The 19884-nt window shown below is 65.7% G+C and carries 14 protein-coding genes; 9 read left to right on the top strand and 5 right to left on the bottom strand.

All coding sequences use genetic code 11. The features are described from left to right. Positions 1–146: 146 nt before the first annotated feature. From HZR81_RS10830 to HZR81_RS10815, 4 genes are all read right to left on the bottom strand, one after another. Positions 147–1580 carry an efflux transporter outer membrane subunit gene (locus HZR81_RS10830; protein WP_500128084.1) on the bottom strand — a complete coding sequence of 478 codons (1434 nt, stop codon included), beginning with the start codon at positions 1578–1580 and terminating at the stop codon, positions 147–149. Next, entirely contained in the window at positions 1577–4747 is a 3171-nt protein-coding gene (locus HZR81_RS10825; RefSeq protein WP_500128083.1) for an efflux RND transporter permease subunit, read from the bottom strand. Before HZR81_RS10825 ends, HZR81_RS10830 begins: the two co-directional genes overlap by 4 nt. Before the next feature lie 95 nt (positions 4748–4842). After that, on the bottom strand, positions 4843–6072 hold the full coding sequence (gene mexE / locus HZR81_RS10820; protein WP_500128082.1) for a multidrug efflux RND transporter periplasmic adaptor subunit MexE: 1230 nt from the start codon (positions 6070–6072) through the stop codon (positions 4843–4845). A gap of 359 nt (positions 6073–6431) precedes the next feature. Continuing rightward, entirely contained in the window at positions 6432–7349 is a 918-nt protein-coding gene (locus tag HZR81_RS10815) for a LysR substrate-binding domain-containing protein (RefSeq protein ID WP_500128081.1), read from the bottom strand. 258 nt (positions 7350–7607) lie between these two features. Here HZR81_RS10815 and HZR81_RS10810 point away from each other — a divergent pair, with 258 nt between their 5' ends. From HZR81_RS10810 to fdhE, 8 genes are all read left to right on the top strand, one after another. Then, a complete protein-coding gene (locus HZR81_RS10810; RefSeq protein ID WP_500128080.1) occupies positions 7608–8624 on the top strand; it encodes a zinc-dependent alcohol dehydrogenase family protein in 1017 nt (338 codons plus the stop codon). A 106-nt stretch (positions 8625–8730) separates the two neighbouring features. Then, positions 8731–9588, top strand: coding sequence for an SDR family oxidoreductase (locus HZR81_RS10805; protein ID WP_011913295.1), 858 nt, complete (start codon positions 8731–8733; stop codon positions 9586–9588). Between the two features lie 33 nt (positions 9589–9621). Beyond that, complete coding sequence (gene ku / locus HZR81_RS10800; protein WP_014596735.1) at positions 9622–10578, top strand: non-homologous end joining protein Ku; 957 nt, start codon at positions 9622–9624, stop codon at positions 10576–10578. A 3-nt stretch (positions 10579–10581) separates the two neighbouring features. Beyond that, the gene (ligD, locus tag HZR81_RS10795) at positions 10582–11502 is read left to right on the top strand and encodes a non-homologous end-joining DNA ligase (RefSeq protein ID WP_500128079.1); all 921 of its coding nucleotides are present in this window, start codon (positions 10582–10584) and stop codon (positions 11500–11502) included. A gap of 168 nt (positions 11503–11670) precedes the next feature. Next, entirely contained in the window at positions 11671–14736 is a 3066-nt protein-coding gene (fdnG, locus tag HZR81_RS10790) for a formate dehydrogenase-N subunit alpha (RefSeq protein WP_500128078.1), read from the top strand. A 10-nt stretch (positions 14737–14746) separates the two neighbouring features. Further along, a complete protein-coding gene (gene fdxH / locus HZR81_RS10785; protein WP_500128077.1) occupies positions 14747–15685 on the top strand; it encodes a formate dehydrogenase subunit beta in 939 nt (312 codons plus the stop codon). Beyond that, positions 15682–16386: a formate dehydrogenase subunit gamma gene (locus HZR81_RS10780; RefSeq protein WP_500128076.1), complete on the top strand. Its 705-nt coding sequence runs from the start codon at positions 15682–15684 to the stop codon at positions 16384–16386. Before fdxH ends, HZR81_RS10780 begins: the two co-directional genes overlap by 4 nt. 22 nt (positions 16387–16408) lie before the next feature. Then, the gene (gene fdhE / locus HZR81_RS10775; RefSeq protein ID WP_500128075.1) at positions 16409–17356 is read left to right on the top strand and encodes a formate dehydrogenase accessory protein FdhE; all 948 of its coding nucleotides are present in this window, start codon (positions 16409–16411) and stop codon (positions 17354–17356) included. A gap of 3 nt (positions 17357–17359) precedes the next feature. On the opposite strand, the gene HZR81_RS10770 is transcribed toward fdhE, so the two are convergent. Then, positions 17360–17524: a hypothetical protein gene (locus tag HZR81_RS10770; RefSeq protein ID WP_500128074.1), complete on the bottom strand. Its 165-nt coding sequence runs from the start codon at positions 17522–17524 to the stop codon at positions 17360–17362. 319 nt (positions 17525–17843) lie between these two features. On the opposite strand from HZR81_RS10770, the gene HZR81_RS10765 reads away from it, so the two are divergent. Next, the gene (locus HZR81_RS10765; RefSeq protein ID WP_500128073.1) at positions 17844–19856 is read left to right on the top strand and encodes an alpha-1,4-glucan--maltose-1-phosphate maltosyltransferase; all 2013 of its coding nucleotides are present in this window, start codon (positions 17844–17846) and stop codon (positions 19854–19856) included. Positions 19857–19884 lie beyond the last annotated feature (28 nt).

Below are 19884 nucleotides of genomic sequence, written 5' to 3'. Positions count from 1 at the left end.
GAAAGACTCTTTATTCTGGTTGGTTGGCAGTGCATCCGTGCGGCTGAGCCACAGGACACCTCTAGGCTTTCAGCCGCCCGTTATGCCAAAGATAGATGACGACTGAAAGCGCTTTCCCCAACCAACCAGACGGGAGCGGCACCGTGTCACATTTTCGCCTGACCGGCCGCGGAAACCGCTAGGCGAGCCGACTGACCACCGAGGTCCCAGCCTCCCCCGAGCGCCTTGTACAACGACACAACCGAGCGGTAGACCTCCACCTCGGCCTGGGCCTGGGCATCCTCGGCCTGCAGTCGCTCGCGTTCGGCATCGAGCAGCACGAGAAAGTCAGCCGTGCCTTCGCGATAGCGGATTTCCGCCTGCTGTGCGGCGGCGCGGCTGGCCGTTGATTGGCGAATCAAGGAGAGCAGGCGCTGCTGGGCGTTGGCGTAGTCGCTGAAGGCGTTTTCAGATTCCTCCAGCGCCAACAACACTTGCTGTTCGTAACCCGCTAGAGCAGCGTCGGCATCCGCCTCGGCACCGCGCAGACGGGCGCGCACGCTGCCCAGGTCGAACGCCGCCCAGCTGATGCTCGGCGCCACGCCCCAGGCCTGTGCGGCGCTGGAGCCGATCTGCGAGCCGCGCCCGGCGATGAAACCGAGAAATCCGGACAGGCTCACTCGCGGGAACAGATCGGCTGTGGCTACGCCGACATTGGCGGTCGCCGTCGCCAGCTGACGTTCGGCCGCACGGATGTCCGGACGCCGGCGCAGCAGCTCACCGGGATCGCCAATCGGTAGCGACTTGGCGATTGCCGGCAGCTCGCGGGGCGAGAGGTCGACGCTGAGCTGATCGGCGCGCTGGCCAAGCAGCGTGGCGATGCGATTGCGCGCACGCGCCTGCTGGGCCTGCAACTGCGGCAGCGTCGCCTCGGTCGCGGCCAGGCGCGCATCGGCGCGCAGCACGTCGAGGTCGCTGCCCAGGCCGCCGTCGCGCAGCTGTACCGTCAGCTCGCGCGAGCGGCGCTGGTTGTCCAGGTTGGCGCGGGCGATGCGCTCGCGTAGCTGGGCGCCGCGCAGCTGGCCGTAGGCATCGACCAGCTCGGCGATCAGGCTGACCTGCAACTGCTGCAGGTCGGCCTCGGCCGCCTCGGCCTGCGCCTCGCTGGCCTCTAGCCGGCGCTGGATGCGGCCAAACAGGTCCAGCTCCCAGGCCATGTCCAGCCCCAGGTCGTAGCGTTCGGCGTTCACCCGTTCATCGCTGAACCCCGGTTGCTGGGCCTTGCCGATATCAGCGCTGGCGCCAGCGGTGACGGTCGGCAAACGATCATTGCTGATGTCGTCGCGAATCGCTCGGGCCGCACGCAGACGGGCATAGGCGATACGCAGTTCGCGGTTTTCATCCAGCGCTTCGCCGACCAGGGCGTCCAGCGTCGGGTCCTCGAACTGCCGCCACCAGGCCGCCTCGAAGCGCGAACGGTCGTGGCCGCCATGCTCGGCCTGAAGCAGCCGCGCCGGCCCCGGTTGAGGCGCGCGGTAGTCCGGACCGACCGCGCAACCGGCGATGGTCAGGGCGAGCAAGGAAAGGGTGAAGAACTTCATGCGCGGGCCTCCTTGAATACCGCCTTGCGCGCTTCACGCTTCTCGACGAAGGCGCGAATCACCAGATAGAACACCGGGGTCAGCAGCAGCCCGAAGAAGGTCACCCCGAGCATGCCGCTGAACACCGCGACCCCCATGGCATGGCGCATCTCGGCGCCGGCCCCGCTGGAAAGCACCAGCGGTACCACGCCCATGATGAAGGCGAAGCTGGTCATCAGGATCGGCCGCAGGCGCAGGCGGCAGGCCTCCAGAGTGGCGGCCAGCCGGTCCATGCCTTCTTCCTGCTTGTCCTTGGCGAACTCGACGATCAGGATCGCGTTCTTGCACGCCAGGCCCACCAGCACGATCAGGCCGATCTGGGTGAAGACGTTGTTGTCGCTGCCGGCCAGGATCACCCCGGTGATGGCCGAGAGCAGCGTCATCGGCACGATCAGGATCACCGCCAGCGGCAGGCTCCAGCTCTCGTACTGCGCGGCCAGCACCAGGAAGGCCAGAAGCACGCAGAGCGGGAAGACGAACACTGCGGTGTTGCCGGCGAGGATCTGCTGGTAGGTCAGCTCGGTCCATTCGTAGGTCATGCCGTTGGGCAGCTCGGCCTGAAGCAGGCGCTCCATGGCGGCCTCGGCTTGCCCTGAGCTGTAGCCCGGTGCAGCGGCGCCGTTGATCTCCGCGGTGAGGAAGCCGTTGTAGTGCATCACCCGGTCCGGGCCGGCGCTGTCCGTGACGCTGACGAAGGTCGACAGCGGGACCATCTCGCCGCGGTTGTTGCGCACCTTCAGCTGGCCGATCTGCTCTGGCGCGAGGCGGAACTTCTGGTCGGCCTGGACGTTGACCTGATAGGTGCGGCCGAAGCGGTTGAAGTCGTTGGCATACAGCGAGCCGAGGTAGACCTGCATGGTGTCGAAGATGTCATCGATGGCCACGCCGTGGGTCTTGGCCTTCTCGCGGTCGATATCGGCGTCCACCTGCGGCACGTTGACCTGATAGCTGGTGAACAGGCCGGCCAGCTCCGGATAATCGGCGCTCTTGGCGATGACGTTCTGCACCTGCTTGTACAGCTCTTCATAGCCGAGGTTGCCGCGATCCTGCACCTGCACGCGGAAGCCGCCGATGGTGCCCAGGCCCTGTACGGGTGGCGGCGGGAAGATGGCAATGAAGGCATCCTGGATCTGCGCGAACTGGCCGTTCAGATCCGCCGCGATGGCGTTGGCCGAGAGCGATGGGTCCTTGCGCTCATCGAAGGGCTTGAGCGGGGTGAAGACGATGCCGCTGTTCGGGCTGTTGGTGAAACCGTTGATCGACAGCCCCGGGAAGGCCACGGTGTTCTCCACGCCCGGATGCTTGCCGGCGATTTCCGACATGCGCTTGATCACATCCTCGGTACGGTCCAGGGTGGCGGCGTCCGGCAGCTGGGCGAAGGCGACCAGATACTGCTTGTCCTGCTGCGGAACGAAGCCGGTCGGGGTACTGGCAAAGCCCAGATAACCCAGGCCCACCAGGCCGACGTAAACCAGCAGTGCCACGGCGCTGCCGCGCAGGATGCGCCGCACCACGCCGACGTAGCCATGACTGGCGCGGTCGAACACGCGGTTGAACGGGCGGAACAGCCAGCCGCCGAGCAGCCGGTCGAGCAGCCGTGAGAAGCCGTCCTTCGGCGCATCGTGGGCCTTGAGCAGGGTCGCAGCCAGCGCCGGCGACAGGGTCAGCGAATTGAACGCCGAGATCACCGTCGAAATCGCGATGGTCAGTGCGAACTGCTGATAGAACTGCCCGGTAAGGCCGGAAATGAACGCAGTCGGGATGAACACCGCGCAGAGCACCAGGGCGGTGGCGATGATCGGCCCGGTGACTTCCTTCATGGCCTGACGGGTCGCCTCTACCGGCGACTTGCCGAGGCCGATGTTGCGCTCGACGTTCTCCACCACGACGATGGCGTCATCCACCACGATGCCGATGGCCAGCACCAGGCCGAACAGCGACAGCGCGTTGAGCGAGAAACCGAGCAGGTGCATCACCGCGAAGGTGCCGATCAGCGACACCGGCACGGCGGCCAGCGGAATGATCGAGGCGCGCCAGGTCTGCAGGAACAGGATCACCACCAGCACCACCAGCACGATGGCCTCGAGCAGGGTGTGCACCACCGCCTCGATGGAGCCACGCACGAAGATGGTCGGGTCGTAGACGATCTCGTAATCCACGCCCTGGGGGAAGCTCTGCTTGAGCTCGGCCATGCGCTCGCGCACCAGGTCCGAGATGGCGATGGCATTGGAGCCCGGCCGCTGGAAGATCGGGATGGCCACCGCCGGCTGGTTGTTCAGCAACGAGCGCAGGGCGTACTGGCTGGAACCCAGTTCGATGCGGGCGATGTCCTTCAGGCGGGTGATCTCGCCGTCCTCGCCGGCACGCACGATGATGTTCTCGAACTCCTCCTCGTCCACCAGGCGCCCCTGGGTGTTGATCGACAGCTGGAAGTCGGTGGCGCCCGGCGCCGGCGGTGCGCCCAGAGCACCGGCGGCGACCTGACGGTTCTGCTCGCGGATGGCGTTGACCACGTCGGTGGCGGTGAGGTTGCGCTGGGCGACCTTGTTCGGGTCGAGCCAGACCCGCAGGGAATAGTTGCCCAGGCCGAACAGCTGCACGTCGCCCACACCGTCCAGTCGCGCCAGCTCGTCCTTGACGTTGAGTGCGGCGTAGTTGGACAGGTAGAGCATGTCGTAGCGGTTATCCGGCGAGGTCAGGTGCACCACCATGGTCAGGTCGGGGGACGCCTTGTCCACGGTCACGCCCAGGCGCTGCACTTCGGTCGGCAGGGTCGGCATGGTGCGCGTCACCCGGTTCTGCACCTGCACCTGGGCGTTGTCCAGGTCGGTGCCGAGGGCGAAGGTGATGGTCAGCGTCAGCTTGCCGTCGGCGGTCCCCTGGGACGACATGTAGAGCATGCCCTCGACGCCGGTGATGGCCTGTTCCAGCGGCGAGGCAACGGTCTCGCCGATCACCTTGGGGTTGGCGCCGGGGAAGTTGGCCCGCACCACCACGGTGGGTGGAACGACTTCAGGGTATTCGCTGATCGGCAACTGGAACAGCGAGATGGCGCCGCCGATGAGGATCACCAACGACAGCACGGCGGCGAAAATCGGCCGTTTGATAAAGAATTGCGAGAAATTCATGGCGCACTCCGGGGTAGGGCGCTGCGGGCGCGCCCTGGCGGATCGATCGGATGGGCGCGACTGGCGCGCCGGAGTTCAGGTCTGCTGTCGGACGGTCAGCTGCTCGGGCGCTGGGCCAGGGTGCGCTCGTCGACCTGCGGCTTCATCGCCTCGCTGATCGCACGGTTCTGCTGCTTCAGCGCCGCCAGCGTCTCGGCGTCGGCCATGGGCACCGACTCGGGCTGCACCGGGCTACCCGGGCGTACGCGCTGCAGGCCGTTGACCACGATGCGCTCGCCCTTGGCCAGGCCATCGCGCACGATGCGCAGCCCTTCGAGCTTGGGCCCGAGCTCGACCGGCCGGTAGGCAACGGTGCCGTCCTCGGCCAGTACCAGGACGAACTTCTTGCCCAGGTCAGTGCCCACCGCCACGTCCTTGATCAGTACCGCCTCGTAGGTCGGGCTGCCGACCAGCTTCAGCCGTGCATACAGGCCGGGGGTGAAGCTGCGGTCGCGGTTGTCGAACACCGCGCGGCCGCGAATGGTGCCGGTACGCGGGTCGACCTGGTTGTCCATGAAATCCATGTGGCCCAGATGCGGGTGGCCGTCCTCGTCCGAGAGGCCGAGATAGACCGGGGTCGCCTCGCCGCGGTCGCCCTGGCGCGCCAACTCGCGGTACTTCAGGTACAGACGTTCATCCGCTTCGAAGTAGGCGTAGACCTTGTCGGTGGAGACCAGCGTGGTCAGCAGGGCCTCGCCTGCATTGACCAGGTTGCCGGAGGTGATCAGCGCGCGGCCGACGCGGCCGTCGATGGGCGCCGTCACGCGAGTGAAGGACAGGTCCAGCTGGGCCTTGTCCAGCTGCGCCTGGATCGCCGCGACCGCGGATTTCGCTTCGCTGGCGGCGCTGACACGGGCATCGGCCAATTCGGCGGAAATCGCGTTCTTCTGCCGCAGGCGCTCGCCGCGCTCGGCTTCGGCGGCCGTGCGCTGCTGGGTGGCGCGGGCCTGTTGCAGCTGCGCCTGCAGACGCTTGACCTCGGCCTGGAACGGGCGCGGGTCGATCTGGAACAAGAGATCGCCTTTTTTCACCAGCGCACCTTCCTCGAAAGCCACCTTGTCGATGAAGCCCGAAACGCGCGGGCGGATTTCCACCGACTCCGGTGCCTCCAGGCGCCCGGTGACCTCGTCCCACTCGGTCACCTGCTGCTCGATGACTTCAGCCACGCTGACCGCAGGCGGCGGCGTACCCGACTGGGTGGCCTCCGGTGCCTTGCCGCAGGCGGCGGTGATCAGCACCGTCAGGGCAATAAGGGGAAAACGCAAGGCGTTGAGCGAACGTTCCATGCTTGACTCCGCAAGTCGGATTTGTTGATGGCAGGAGTCTGCGTGGTCAAGCCGTTCAGCAGAAATCGAACGGGCCAAAGGTGAATATCATTGGCGGTGATGGTTGGGCATTCGATATCAGCGCGAGGCGAGGACGTCGTGAGAGGTGTTGGTGCCGTTGCGTCAGGTATGGACCCTCGAGAGGGGATTCGTAGGGTGGGCTTTAGCCCACCAACGGGCCTTGATGTCTGGGAACGCTTGGTGGGCCGAAGCCCACCCTACGGGACTGCCAAAAGGAGCTGCTGGGGCGGGGCACTGGAATGACGAGGCGGTGTGCGTGGGGCGGCATACGCGTGTAAAAGGCACCGCCGTTTTCCACCCTACAGACTATCCGGGTCGCCGACGAACATCTGGATGCGCGAGCGCAGCCAACGCTCGGCGGGGTCGTTGTCCGGGGCGCCGCGCCAGGCCATGGACAGCTCGAAGTCCTGGCTGGTCTGAAAGGGCAAGGGCTCGGCGCGCACACCACCGTTAGCCGCCAGCGCGGCCGCGGCGTAATCCGGGACGGTGGCGATGATATCCGTGCCGGCGAGCAGGCTGGCCAGGCCGTTGAACTGCGGCACCGCCAGCACCACCTTGCGCTTGCAGCCGTGCAGGGCGAGTTCCTCGTCGATATAACCGTTGAGATCGCCGGCAAAGGAGACCATGGCATGGGGGCGGCTGCAGTAGTCCTCCATGCTCAGTCGGCCGGGAATGCTGTCGGCGCGCAGCAGCATCGGCTTGGGCCGGCGCAGTACCTTGCGCTTGGCGTTGGCCGGCAGCTCCTCGGTGTAGCAGACGCCTACCGAGATCTCGCCGGATGCCAGCAGGCCGGGCATCAATAGATAGTTGGCGCGGCGCACCACCAGCACCACGTCCGGTGCCTCGGCGCGCAGACGGCGCAGCAGAGGCGGCAGCAGGGCGAACTCCACCTCGTCGGTCAGGCCAATGCGAAACACCTGAGTGCTGGTGGCCGGGTCGAAAGTGGAGGCGCGGCTGACGGCGGTGGAGATCGAGTCCAGTGCCGGCGACAACAGCTGGGCGATCTCCAGCGCGCGGGCGGTGGGTTCCATGCTGCGGCCAGTGCGCACGAATAGCGGGTCGTCGAACAGGGTGCGCAAGCGTGCCAGCGCGGCGCTGATCGCCGGCTGGCCGAGAAAGAGCTTCTCGGCGGCACGGGTCACGCTGCGCTCGTGCATCAGCGTTTCGAAGACGATCAGCAGATTGAGGTCAACACGGCGAAGGTCGTTGCGATTCATGCCTGGTTCACGTCGAGCCTGGTGGCCGGACCGCGGTCCGGTTCGGTGGGTCGCTGCATTCTAGACAGCTTGCGCAGACGAGCGCATGCCCGATCCCGCTTTCGAAATGCACAAAGCTGCAATGCGCCGGCAAGCATACATACGTAGTTCCATCATTACTGCGCATGGGAACTATCAATGGGAATCCACGCCGTTCACTGGAGTTGTGACGATACTGACGATAGAGTCCGTTTGCACAGTAGTAAGCGAGGGGTCGCAATGTCCCGCATCATCCGTTTTCATCAGTTCGGCCCGGCCGACGTATTGCGTCAGGAAGAGCGCGCGGTGCCGGTTGCCGGCCCGGGCGAGGTCCTGATCGGCGTGCGCGCCGTCGGCGTGAGCTGGAACGACGTGCTCTGGCGGCAGGACCTGGCGCCGCGCCATGCGCGTCTGCCCGCCGGGCTCGGCAGCGAGGTGGCGGGCGAGGTGCTGGCGGTGGGCGAGGGCGTCCAGGGCTTCAGCGTCGGCGACCAGGTGGCGGGTTTCCCCGCCCACGATCTCAATCAGTACCCGCTGTATGCCGAACACGCGCTGCTGCCTCAGCAGGCCCTGGTGCATTACCCGGACATGCTCAGCGCCAGCGAGGCGGCGATCCACTATACGCCGATGCTGGTGAGCTATTTCGCCCTGGTCGAACTGGCTCAGCTGGAGCCCGGTCAGTACGTGCTGATCAACCAGGCCGCGCATTGCACCGGCCCGGCTGCCGTGCAGCTGGCCAAGGCGCTGGGCGGGCGGGTGATCGCCACCTGTGACACCAGCGAGGACCGTGACTACCTGCGTGAACTGGGTGCCGAGACGGTGATCGTCACCGAGGAAGAAGACCTGGTCGGTCGCCTGCAGAAGCTGACCGAAGGGCGCGGTGTCGAGGTGGTACTGGATGCCTGTGGCGGCTCGCAGATGAAGCTGCTCGGCGATGTCATGGCGCCGCTGGGCAAGCTGATCCTCTATGGCATGAACGGCGGCAACGAGACCGCGCTGCCGGTCTGCGCGGCCTTCAAGAAGAACTTCAAGTTTTTCCTGCATTGCCTGTGCGACTTCACCGGGCAGCCGGAACTCGGGATCGAGCAGAACCGCGAGGCCCTCGAACGCGCGCTGCAACACATCAACCAACTGACTGTCGACCGCCTGGTGCGTCCGCAGGTCGACCGGCAGTTTCCTTTCGAGCAGGCCATCGAGGCCCATCGTTACGTCGAAAGCGGCATCCCGCGTGGTCGTGTCGTCCTGACGCTTTCCTGATCCGCGAGGGCCCCGTGGCCGGGCCCTCTCATCGCCCCGCAGAAACTTTTCGCGCGCCGTTCCAGTCCTCCGAAGACAGGCTCACTACCTTGACGGAGGATTTTCCATGGCCGATGACAATCAGACCCTCCCCCCACAGAAGCAGGCAGAACCCGGCAAGGAAGGGCTGATGAACCCGCGGCCGCAATATCGCGGGGAGGACTACAAGGCGGCCGGCAAGCTCGCCGGCAAGGTCGCCATCATCACCGGTGGCGACAGTGGTATCGGCCGCTCGGTGGCGGTGCTGTTCGCCCGCGAAGGTGCCGACGTGGCCATCCTCTACCTCGACCAACACCAGGATGCCGAGCAGACACGCAAGGACGTCGAGCAACACGGCCGGCGCTGCCTGACCTTCGCCGGTGACGTGGCCGACCGCGATGTCTGCCGCAAGGTCGTCGACGAGACGCTGGCGCAGTTCGGCAAGCTAGACATCCTGGTCAACAATGCTGCCGAGCAGCATCCCCGCGATCGTTTCGAGGACATCCCACCGGAGCAGTGGGAGCAGACCTTCCGTACCAACGTGTTCGGCATGTTCCAGCTGACCCAGGTGGCGTTGCCGCACCTGCAGGAAGGCGCCTCGATCATCAACACCAGCTCGGTGACCGCCTACAAGGGCAACCCGATGCTGATCGACTATTCCTCCACCAAGGGCGCCATCGTCGCCTTCACCCGCGCCCTGGCCATGAGCCTGGCCGAGCGAGGCATCCGGGTGAACTCGGTGGCGCCGGGACCGATCTGGACGCCCCTGATTCCCTCCACCTTCGATGCCGACAAGGTCGCCGAATTCGGCTCCAACGTGCCGATGAAACGGCCCGGCCAGCCTGAAGAGGTGGCGCCGGCCTACGTCTACCTGGCCAGCAGCGATGCGTCCTATGTCAGTGGGCAGGTGATTCACGTCAACGGCGGCACCGTGGTCAACGGCTGACCGCACGCCGGCACCTACGAAGGAGTACAGGGTATGCCACGCACGATCTGGAAAGGCGCGGTCAGTTTCGGACTGGTACACATCCCGGTGGCGCTGGTGCCGGCCACTACACGGCAGGGCATCGATTTCGACTGGCTGGACAAGCGCAGCATGGATCGGGTCGGTTACAAGCGCATCAACAAGACCACCGGCGAGGACATCGACAGCGAGAACATCGTCAAGGGCGTCGAGTACGAGAAGGGCCACTACGTGGTCATCAGCGACGACGAGATCAAGGCGGCGCATCCCAAGGCCACGCAGACCGTGGACATCGTCGCCTTCGTCGACGCCAAGGACATCTCCTTTCTCTACATCGACACGCCGTACTACCTGACCCCGGACCGGCGCGGGGAAAAGGTCTACGCGCTCTTGCGCGAGACGCTGATCCAGACCGGCAAGGTCGGCATCGCCAACGTGGTGCTGCGCAACAAGCAGCATCTGGCGGTGGTGATGCCGCTGGGCAAGGCGCTGGTGATGAACACCCTGCGCTGGGCCGACGAGGTGCGCGGCGTCGAGTACCTCGAACTGAAGGACGAAGCGCTCGATCCGGACCTGGCCGAGCGCGAACTGGACATGGCCAAGCGTCTGGTGGAAGACATGACCGAGAAGTGGAAGCCGGAGCAGTACAAGGACACCTTCCAGGACCAGATCATGGACCTGGTGGAGAAGAAGGCGCGCGAAGGCAAGCTGGAAGCCGTGGGCGGGCCGGAAGAGGCGGTGGATCGCCGCTCGGCGGATGTCATCGACCTCACCGAGCTGCTCAAGCGCAGCCTGGCTGCCAAGCCGGGCAAGGCGCGCGCCGCCGAGGCGGACGAAGAGGACGATGCGCCGGAAAAGGCGCCAGCCAAATCCAAGCCTGCGAGCAAGGCCAAGACCAGCAAGTCGTCCAGCTCGTCACGCACACGCAAGGCACCGGCGGCGAGCAGCAAATCCAGCAAGAAGGCCAGCTGAGGCATGGCCGCGCGAACGGACAGCGCTCGCCCACTGGTAGGCGGTGTCGGCATCAGCAGCCATCAGCGGGTGATCGACGAGGCCAGCGGCACCACCAAGCTGGCGCTGGCAGAGTATTACCTGGCGGTGGCGGACTGGCTGGTGCCACAGCTCGCCGGGCGACCGCTTTCCATCGTCCGTGCGCCGGAAGGTATCGGCGGCGAGAGCTTCTTCCAGCGTCATTGCGGCCGGTTGAAGATGCCGCACATGCGCGCGCTGCCGAAAAACCTCGATCCCGAGCACGCCCGGTTGATCCAGGCCGACAACATCACCGCCGTCATCGAGGCTGTGCAGATGGGCAGCGTCGAATTCCATACCTGGAACGCCCGCAGCGACCGCATCGAGCGACCGGACCGGGTGATCTTCGATCTGGATCCGGACCCGGCACTGCCCTGGGCGAGCATGGTCGAGGCTACCGAGCTGACCCTGGCGCTGCTGGACGAGCTGGGGTTGCGCGCCTTCCTCAAGACCAGCGGCGGGCGCGGGATGCATGTGGTGGTGCCGATCGAGCGGCGCCACGACTGGGATTGCGCGCGCAGCTTCGCGCGCTCGGTGACGGAGCGGCTGGCGCGGGAGTCGCCGCAGCTGATCGTCGACAAGATGGGCCCGCAGAATCGTGTCGGGCGCATTTTCGTCGACTACCTGCGCAACCAGAAGGGCGCCAGTACCGTCGCCGCCTACTCGGTGCGGGCGCGGCCCGGCCTTGGCGTGTCGCTGCCGGTGAGCCTGGAAGAGGTGCGCCACCTGGAAGGCGCCGATCAGTGGCGGCTGGGCAACGTCCGCGACTACCTGAGTACGCGCAGCGACGACCCCTGGGCCGACTACGGCAACACCCGCCAGCGGCTGGGACGGGAGCTGCTCGAGCGGTTGCGCGAGGGCCGCTAAGCGGCCCCTTGTGCATCCTCGCAGTCACGCTTCCGACGGGACGCAGCGCATTTCGACCACCTTGCACCCCCGGCGGTAGAGCCGCCCGTCATCCCGCCTGAACCTCTGCCAACCGCAGCCAGTCGACCCTTTACCAGTGTGGCCGAGCATTCATGAAAGGAGATACCGATGACGGTACGAGTATCCCGGCGGCAGTTTCTCAAGTTCGGCGCTGCCGGCTTGGGCGCTTCCAGCATGGCGATGATGGGCTTCGCCCCGGAGGAGGCGCTGGCCTCGGTGCGGCATTTCAAGCTCACCGGCGCCAAGGTCACCCGCAACATATGCACATACTGCTCGGTCGGTTGCGGCATGTTGCTGTACGCGCGCGGTGACGGCGCGATCAACAGCCATGACCACATCTTCCATGTCGAGGGCGATCCGGACCATCCGGTCAGCCGCGGCTCGCTATGCCCGCGGGGCGCCGGTGTGCTCGACTTCATCAGGAGCGATTCTCGGGTGCGCTACCCGCAGGTGCGCGAGCCGGGCACGGATGAGTGGAAGCGCATCAGCTGGGACGAGGCGCTCGACCGCATCGCCCGCCTGATGAAGGACGACCGCGACCGCAACTTCGAGACCCACGATGACCAGGGACAGCTGGTCAACCGCTGGATGACCACCTCCATGGTGGCGGCCTCGGCGTGCACCAACGAGACGGCCTACCTGACGCAGAAGATCACTCGGGCGCTGGGCATTCTCAAACTCGACAACCAGGCGCGCGTCTGACACGGACCGACGGTGGCAGGTCTTGCCCCTTCATTCGGTCGCGGTGCCATGACCAACAGCTGGGTCGACATCCGCAATGCCAATATTGTCCTGTCCATGGGCGGGAACTCGGCCGAGGCGCATCCGGTGGGCTTCCGCTGGGTCATGCAGGCCAAGGAGCGCAGCGATGCGATCCTGATTTCCATTGACCCGCGCTACAACCGCACCACGGCGGTGGCGGACTACCACGCCTGGATCCGTACCGGGACCGATATCGTCTTCCTTGGCGGGCTGATCAGCTACCTGATCGAGAATGACCGCTACGCCCACGAATACGTGCTGCATTACACCGACGCGGCGCACCTGGTGCGCGAAGGCTTCGAGTTCAACGACGGGCTGTTCACCGGCTACGACGAGGAGCGCCACCAGTACGACAAGTCCACCTGGAACTTCGACCTCGACGAGCAGGGCTTCGTCCGCCGCGACGAGACACTGCAGCACCCGCGCTGCGTGTTCCAGCTGATGCGCCAGCACTACAGCCGCTACACGGTGGAGATGGTCGAGCGCGTCTGCGGCATGCCGCAGGCCAAGGTCCTGCAGCTCTGGGACTTGCTGGCGCAGAGCGCGGCGCCGGACAAGACCATGACCATCCTCTATGCCCTGGGCTGGACGCAGCACTCCATTGGCGCGCAGATGATCCGCACCGGCGCCATGGTCCAGCTGCTGCTGGGCAACATGGGCATGCCCGGCGGCGGGGTCAATGCGTTGCGCGGGCATTCCAACATCCAGGGGCTGACCGACATCGGCCTGCTGTCCAATCTGCTGCCGGGCTACATGACGCTGCCGGCGGCTGGCGCCCAGCGCTACGAGGACTACATCCGCGAGAAGATCCGCAAGCCGTTGCTGCCCAATCAGGTGTCGTACTGGAAGCACTACGAGCGGTTCTTCGTCAGCATGATGAAGGCGTTCTACGGTGATGCCGCCAGCGCCGAGAACAACTGGTGCTACGACTGGTTGCCGAAGCTCTCCGAGCCGCTGTACGACGTGCTCTATGCGGTCAACGACATGACCAAGGGCAAGATGACCGGCGCCTTCTGCCAGGGCTTCAACATCCTCGCGGCCTTCCCGAACAAGGCGAAGGTGCTGGATGGGCTATCGAAGCTCAAGTGGCTGGTGGTCATGGATCCATTGGCCACCGAGACCGGCGAGTTCTGGAAGAACCATGGCGAGTTCAACGACGTCGACCCGAGCCAGATCCAGACCGCGGTGTTCCGCCTGCCGACCACCACCTTCGCCGAGGACGACGGCTCGATCACCAACAGCTCGCGCTGGCTGCAGTGGCACCACCAGGCGGCACCGCCGCCCGGCGAGGCGAAGACCGACACGGCGATTCTCGCCGGATTGTTCCACCGCCTGCAGAAGCTCTACCAGCAGGAGGGCGGAGCCTTCCCCGAGCCGATCCTCAACCTGACCTGGGACTACAGCGACCCGGCGCATCCCGCCGCGTCGGAGCTGGCCAAGGAATACAACGGCCGCGCGCTGGCGGACATCGATGACCAGGGGCGGATCATCCGCCGCAAGGGCGAGCTGCTCAACGATTTCGGAGAGCTGCGTGCCGACGGCTCGACCTCCTGCGGTTGCTGGATCTACTCCGGTTCCTGGACCGAGCAGGGCAACATGATGGACCGGCGCGACAACTCCGACCCGTACGACATCGGCGTCACCCTCGGCTGGGCCTGGGCCTGGCCGCTGAACCGGCGGATTCTCTACAACCGCGCGTCGGCCCGTCCCGACGGCACGCCGTGGGACCCGAACCGTGCGCTGGTGTGGTGGAACGGCGAACGCTGGGTCGGTGCCGACGTGCCGGACTACCCGGTGGCCGCGCCGCCGGAAGACGACGTCAAGCCGTTCATCCTCACCGAGAGCGGCACCGGGCACTTCTTCGCCAGCGAGTGGCTGGGCGAGGGGCCGTTCCCCGAGCACTACGAGCCGCTGGAATCGCCGATTCCGAACAACCCGCTGCATCCGGACAACCCGCTGGCCTATCACAACCCGGTTGCGCGCATCTTCGCCGAAGATCGACATACCTTCGGCACCTACGAAGAGTTTCCGTATGCGGCGACCACCTACCGCCTCACCGAACACTTCCACTACTGGACGACCCACGTGCTGCTCAACGCCATCGTCCAGCCGGAAAAGTTCGTCGAGATCGGCGAGGTGCTGGCTGGCGAGCTGGGCATCGCCGCGGGGGAAAAGGTGCGGGTGCGCTCCAAGCGCGGGCATATCGATGCGGTGGCGGTGGTGACCAAGCGCCTGCGTCCGCTGCAGGTGGACGGGCGCACCGTGCATCAGGTCGGTATCCCGATCCACTGGGGCTTCACCGGCGTGGCGAGAAAGGCTCACCTGACCAACACGCTGACCCCCTTCGTGGGCGACGGCAACACCCAGACCCCGGAATTCAAGTCGTTCCTGGTGAACGTCGAGAAGCTATAGGAGACGCCTGATGCGAGGTGACCAGATCAACCTGCAGAACATCATCGCGCGTTCGGCGACCACCGAGCCTTCGCCGCAGATCCGCTCCGGCGGCGTGGAGAAGGTGACCAAGCTGATCGACGTGTCGGTGTGCATCGGCTGCAAGGCCTGCCAGGTGGCGTGCATGGAATGGAACGACCTGCGCGACGAGGTCGGCGAATGCGACGGCACCTACAATGCCCCGCAGGACCTGACCCCGTCGTCGTTCGAGGTCATGCGCTTTTCCGAGTACGAGAACGAGGAGGGCGACCTGGAGTGGCTGATCCGCAAGGACAACTGCATGCACTGCGCCGAGCCGGGCTGCCTGAAGGCCTGCCCGTCGCCCGGTGCCATCGTGCAGTACGCCAACGGCATCGTCGACTTCAATTCCGAGCACTGCATCGGCTGCGGCTATTGCGTGGCCGGGTGCCCCTTCAACATCCCGCGCATCTCGAAGAAGGACAACAAGGCCTACAAGTGCACGCTCTGCTCCGACCGCGTCTATCACGGTCTGGAGCCGGCCTGCGTGAAGAGCTGCCCGACCGGCTCGATCCAGTTCGGCACCAAGGAGCAGATGCTCGACTACGGCGCGCACCGGGTCGGCAAACTCAACGAACGTGGCTACGAGAACGCCGGCATCTACGACCCGGCGGGTGTCGGCGGCACCCACGTGATCTATGTGCTGCAGCACGCCGACAAGCCGGAGATCTACAGCGGCCTGCCGAGGGACCCGCATATCAGCCCGACGGTGGAGCTGTGGAAGGGCGTGACCAAGCCGATCATGTCCGCGGTACTGGGCGTCTCGGTGCTGGCCGGCTTCTTCCACTACATGACCAAGGGACCGAAGGAAGAACCGGAGGACGATCCCGAAGCGGAAAACGCCGCGGCGGACCGTGAACAGGATCTGCGTGACGAGGAGCGGCGGCCATGAGTCATTCCAACGTACGCAAGGGCATCCTGCGCTATGGCCCCTGGGCGCGGGCCAATCACTGGATCGTCGCGATCTGTTTCGTGCTGCTCACCCTGAGCGGACTGGCGCTGTTCTACCCGGCGTTCTTCGGCCTCACCGCGCTGTTCGGCGGGCCGGAGCCGACGCGCATCGTGCACCCGTACATCGGTGTGTTCATGACGCTGTTCTTCCTGATCCAGGCGGTGCGTTTCTTTCGCGCCAATCTGTTCCGCCGCCATGACGTGCAATGGGCGCGGCAGATCGGCGACGTGTTGTCCAACCGGGACGAGCGCCTTCCGCCGGTGGGGCAGAACAACGCCGGGCAGAAGCTGGTGTACTGGGTGTTCCTGGCCACGGTACCAGTGCTGCTGGTAACCGGTGTGGTGCTCTGGCGGCCCTGGGTGGCCAGTGAAATACCGATCTGGGCGCTGCGCTGGGCGGCATTGATCCACGCGCTGACGGCCTTCGTCGCCATCCTCACGCTGATCATCCACGTCTACTCGGCCATCTGGGTCAAGGGTTCGATCCGCGCGATGACCCAGGGCCGGGTCAGCCCGGCCTGGGCTCGGCATCACCACAAGCTCTGGTACGACGAGGTCATGGCCGGCGACAAGCGTGGCGAAGAGACGGCCTTGCCCCATCGCGAGCCCGGCGATGCCGCGGCGTCCAGAAACCGAAGATGACTGACCAACAAGGGAATCGAGCATGAAAGGAAAACGCGGCCCCGCGAGCCACGAATTCGGCAGCGCACCCACCACCATCATGGAACCGCCGCAGGTAGTCCTGCCGGACGACCAGTTGTTCAGCCGCCGTGCGCTGCGCCTGCGCGAGCTGATGATCATGGTGCCGGCGCTGGACGAGTTTCTCGACTTCATGGCGCGCCTGGCGCAGGCCCAGCATCAGGTCCTGAGTGGACGCGAACCGTCCTGGCGTCCGGCGCCGGATGCCTTCGATCAGGCATTGGAGCATCGAATGCCGCCGCTGGGCTTTCGTGCGTTGCGCCGCGATCTGGACTGGCAGGGTGATCTGCGCGCAATCCTCGATGCGCTGGCGCTGCACGTCGGTGAGCGACAGAGACCGCTGCTGCAAGCCCTGCGTGACGCGAATGCCGATGCACTGCAGTCGATCGCCGAGGATGTATTGGAACAGCGCGCCGGCAGCGCCGAGACCCGCGGGCTGATGCCGCTGGTGGCCGCAGCGTTGCAGGTGGCCTGGGTGCGCCTGGCGGCCGGTTTGCCGCGCGCCCCTGCGCAGCCGCTGGCCGAGGCCCGTGCCTTGTGCCCGTGCTGCGGATCGCCGCCGGTGGCGAGCGTGGTGCACAACGAGCCAAATCGCAGCGGCGTGCGCTTCCTGCATTGCGCGCTGTGCGCGACCGAATGGCACCTGGAGCGGGTCAAGTGCAGCAACTGCGAGACGGGTGGGCAGCTGCTCTATCTGGGGCTGGACGATGAGCAGGGCGAGCCGTTCCTGCCGGTGCAGGCGGAAGCCTGCGGTGCCTGCGAAAGCTACCTGAAGATCGTGCTGCGGCAACTGCAGGGCCGCGCCGACCCGGTCGCCGACGATCTTGCCAGCCTGCCGCTGGACCTGATGCTGGCCGACGAGGGCGTCTATGCCAGAAGCGGCTACAACCCCCTGCTGGTCTTTGGCGAGTAGCGCTCAGGCCGGCTGCGCGCTATCGGCATCCACCACCGTCGGGTTGCCATAGGGGGAGCCGGGTTTGTGCTCGTCCAGCTCGTCGGCGCAGGGTACCTGCGGCACGTCGCCCGGCTGGTCGTGCACGATCGGGTCGGGCTGTGGCACATCGGGGCGTGCATGCGTCATGGTCGTCCTCCTCCTTTTCTGGGGTTTGCGACAGTGCTGAACGTTCTTCATTGATGGGCGCCACAGGGCAGCGGTTCCGGCCAGACGTCGGCTCTCCAGCGCCCGGCGACAGCCGGCTGCAGTCGCTCCTGCGGGCCGGTCGACCGGCCGCCGGACGGGTTGCCTGGCGGCCGGAAAACGCTGAACTTTCCCCAGCCCCTCGGCTCGGAAGATAGAGCCGACAAAAACCGCCATCCGCGGGTCGGCACCCGAACCGCACGATGACGCATCCAGAGGCGGCTCGGGCAATCCGAACCCTTGCGCCTCAGGAGCCCGTTCGATGAGCGATGCACAGCCCAACGCGACGATTCACCCTCGACTCGAACAAGCCTTGCAGATGCCGCGCATCGCCATCGAATCCACCTTGCCGGTGGTGGATGACGGTCGTTTTGCCGCCAAGGCGATCATCGGCCAGCCGGTGATGGTGACCAGCCGGATCTTCGCCGATGGGCACGACCAGCTGGCCGCCGCCGTCTGTTGGCGCGAGAAAGGCGAGAGCAACTGGCGCCGCGCGCGATTGAAGCTGCTCGGCAACGACAACTGGCAAGGCCAGTTCACCCCGACTCAGGTGGCCGAACACGAGTTCGTCATCGAGGCCTGGTGGGACGTGTTCGAAAGCTATCGCTACGAGCTGTCGAAGAAGCACACCGCCGGCGTGCCGGTTCAGCTGGAGCTGGAAGAGGGCCGGCTGCTGCTGGAGAAGGCCGTAGCGCGCGCCCAGGGCGAGAACCGCGCGATTCTCGACGACCTGCTGCACCGGCTGGGCTCGGCGCACCTGGAAGACGAACGCGTGTCGCTGTTGCTGGCGGCGGAAACCGCTGCAGCCATGGCCGCGGCCGACCCGCGCGAGCACTGCAGTCGCAGCCCGGTCTATCCGCTGGATGTCGAACGTCCGCTGGCCCAGTTCGCCAGCTGGTACGAGCTGTTCCCGCGCTCGGAGACCGATGACCCCAATCGACACGGCACCTTCCGCGACGTGCACAAGCGTCTGCCAGCGATCCGCGACATGGGCTTCGACGTGCTGTACTTCCCGCCGATCCACCCCATCGGGCGCCAGCACCGCAAGGGTCCGAACAACAGCCTGCAAGCCGGCCCGAACGACCCGGGCAGCCCCTATGCCATCGGCAGCGAGGAGGGTGGTCACGACGCTATCCACCCGCAGCTGGGCACGCTGGACGATTTCCGCGAACTGGTGGCCGCGGCCCGCGAGCACGGCCTGGAGATCGCTCTGGACTTCGCCATCCAGTGCTCCCAGGACCACCCCTGGCTCAAGGAGCATCCGGGCTGGTTCTCCTGGCGCCCGGACGGCACCATCAAGTACGCCGAGAACCCACCGAAGAAATACCAGGACATCGTCAACGTCGACTTCTACGCCAAAGACGCCATGCCCGACCTCTGGATCGCGCTACGTGACGTGGTCTGGCACTGGGTGGAGCAGGGCGTGAAGATCTTTCGCGTCGACAACCCACACACCAAGCCGTTGCCGTTCTGGGAGTGGCTGATCGCCGATATACGCGAGCGCGACCGCGACGTGATGTTCCTCTCCGAGGCCTTCACCCGCCCGGGCATGATGGCGCGCCTCGGCAAGGTCGGCTTCAGCCAGAGCTATACCTATTTCACTTGGCGCAATACCAAGGCGGAGCTTTCCGAGTACTTCAGCGAGCTGAACGAGCCTCCGCTGCGCGACTGCTACCGGCCGAACTTCTTCGTCAATACACCGGACATCAACCCATTCTTCCTGCAGGACTCCGGTCGCGCCGGTTTTCTGATCCGCGCGGCACTGGCAACCATGGGCTCGGGGCTGTGGGGCATGTACTCGGGCTTCGAGCTGTGCGAGTCGGCGGCGATTCCGGGGAAGGAGGAGTACCTGGATTCGGAGAAGTATCAGATCCGGCCGCGCAACTATCAGGCGCCGGGCAACATCGTGGCCGAGATCGCCCAGCTCAACCGCATCCGCCGGCAGAATCCGGCGCTGCAGACGCACCTGGGTTTCAAGCCCTACCTGGCGTGGAACGACAACATCCTCTACTTCGGCAAGCGCTCGCCGGACCTGTCCAATTTCATCCTGGTGGCCATCAGCCTCGATCCGCACAACGCGCAGGAAGCGCATTTCGAACTGCCGTTGTGGGAGCTCGGCCTGCCGGACGACGCGCATACCCAGGGCGAGGACCTGATGAACGGGCATCGCTGGACCTGGTATGGCAAGACCCAGTGGATGCGTATCGAGCCGTGGCATCTGCCATTCGGAATCTGGCGCCTGACTTCCCAGCGGCCGGACCCTGACCTCAAGTAGTTTCTTGGATGTAGCTGGAATCTACTAA

The organism is Pseudomonas sp. LM13 (assembly GCF_041381355.1).
In the GTDB taxonomy this organism is placed as follows: Bacteria; Pseudomonadota; Gammaproteobacteria; order Pseudomonadales; family Pseudomonadaceae; genus Stutzerimonas; species Stutzerimonas frequens.
Note: the sequence above shows the minus strand (reverse complement) of the source record. Positions and strands in the feature narration are given on the sequence as shown.

What these genes read in the sequence shown, in the direction of transcription:
- HZR81_RS10830 (WP_500128084.1), bottom strand. Translation starts at nt 1,580, where the DNA reads ATGAAGTTCTTCACCCTTTCCTTGCTCGCCCTGACCATCGCCGGTTGC.
- HZR81_RS10825 (WP_500128083.1), bottom strand. Translation starts at nt 4,747, where the DNA reads ATGAATTTCTCGCAATTCTTTATCAAACGGCCGATTTTCGCCGCCGTG.
- mexE (WP_500128082.1), bottom strand. Translation starts at nt 6,072, where the DNA reads ATGGAACGTTCGCTCAACGCCTTGCGTTTTCCCCTTATTGCCCTGACG.
- HZR81_RS10815 (WP_500128081.1), bottom strand. Translation starts at nt 7,349, where the DNA reads ATGAATCGCAACGACCTTCGCCGTGTTGACCTCAATCTGCTGATCGTC.
- HZR81_RS10810 (WP_500128080.1), top strand. Translation starts at nt 7,608, where the DNA reads ATGTCCCGCATCATCCGTTTTCATCAGTTCGGCCCGGCCGACGTATTG.
- HZR81_RS10805 (WP_011913295.1), top strand. Translation starts at nt 8,731, where the DNA reads ATGGCCGATGACAATCAGACCCTCCCCCCACAGAAGCAGGCAGAACCC.
- ku (WP_014596735.1), top strand. Translation starts at nt 9,622, where the DNA reads ATGCCACGCACGATCTGGAAAGGCGCGGTCAGTTTCGGACTGGTACAC.
- ligD (WP_500128079.1), top strand. Translation starts at nt 10,582, where the DNA reads ATGGCCGCGCGAACGGACAGCGCTCGCCCACTGGTAGGCGGTGTCGGC.
- fdxH (WP_500128077.1), top strand. Translation starts at nt 14,747, where the DNA reads ATGCGAGGTGACCAGATCAACCTGCAGAACATCATCGCGCGTTCGGCG.
- HZR81_RS10780 (WP_500128076.1), top strand. Translation starts at nt 15,682, where the DNA reads ATGAGTCATTCCAACGTACGCAAGGGCATCCTGCGCTATGGCCCCTGG.
- fdhE (WP_500128075.1), top strand. Translation starts at nt 16,409, where the DNA reads ATGAAAGGAAAACGCGGCCCCGCGAGCCACGAATTCGGCAGCGCACCC.
- HZR81_RS10770 (WP_500128074.1), bottom strand. Translation starts at nt 17,524, where the DNA reads ATGACGCATGCACGCCCCGATGTGCCACAGCCCGACCCGATCGTGCAC.
- HZR81_RS10765 (WP_500128073.1), top strand. Translation starts at nt 17,844, where the DNA reads ATGAGCGATGCACAGCCCAACGCGACGATTCACCCTCGACTCGAACAA.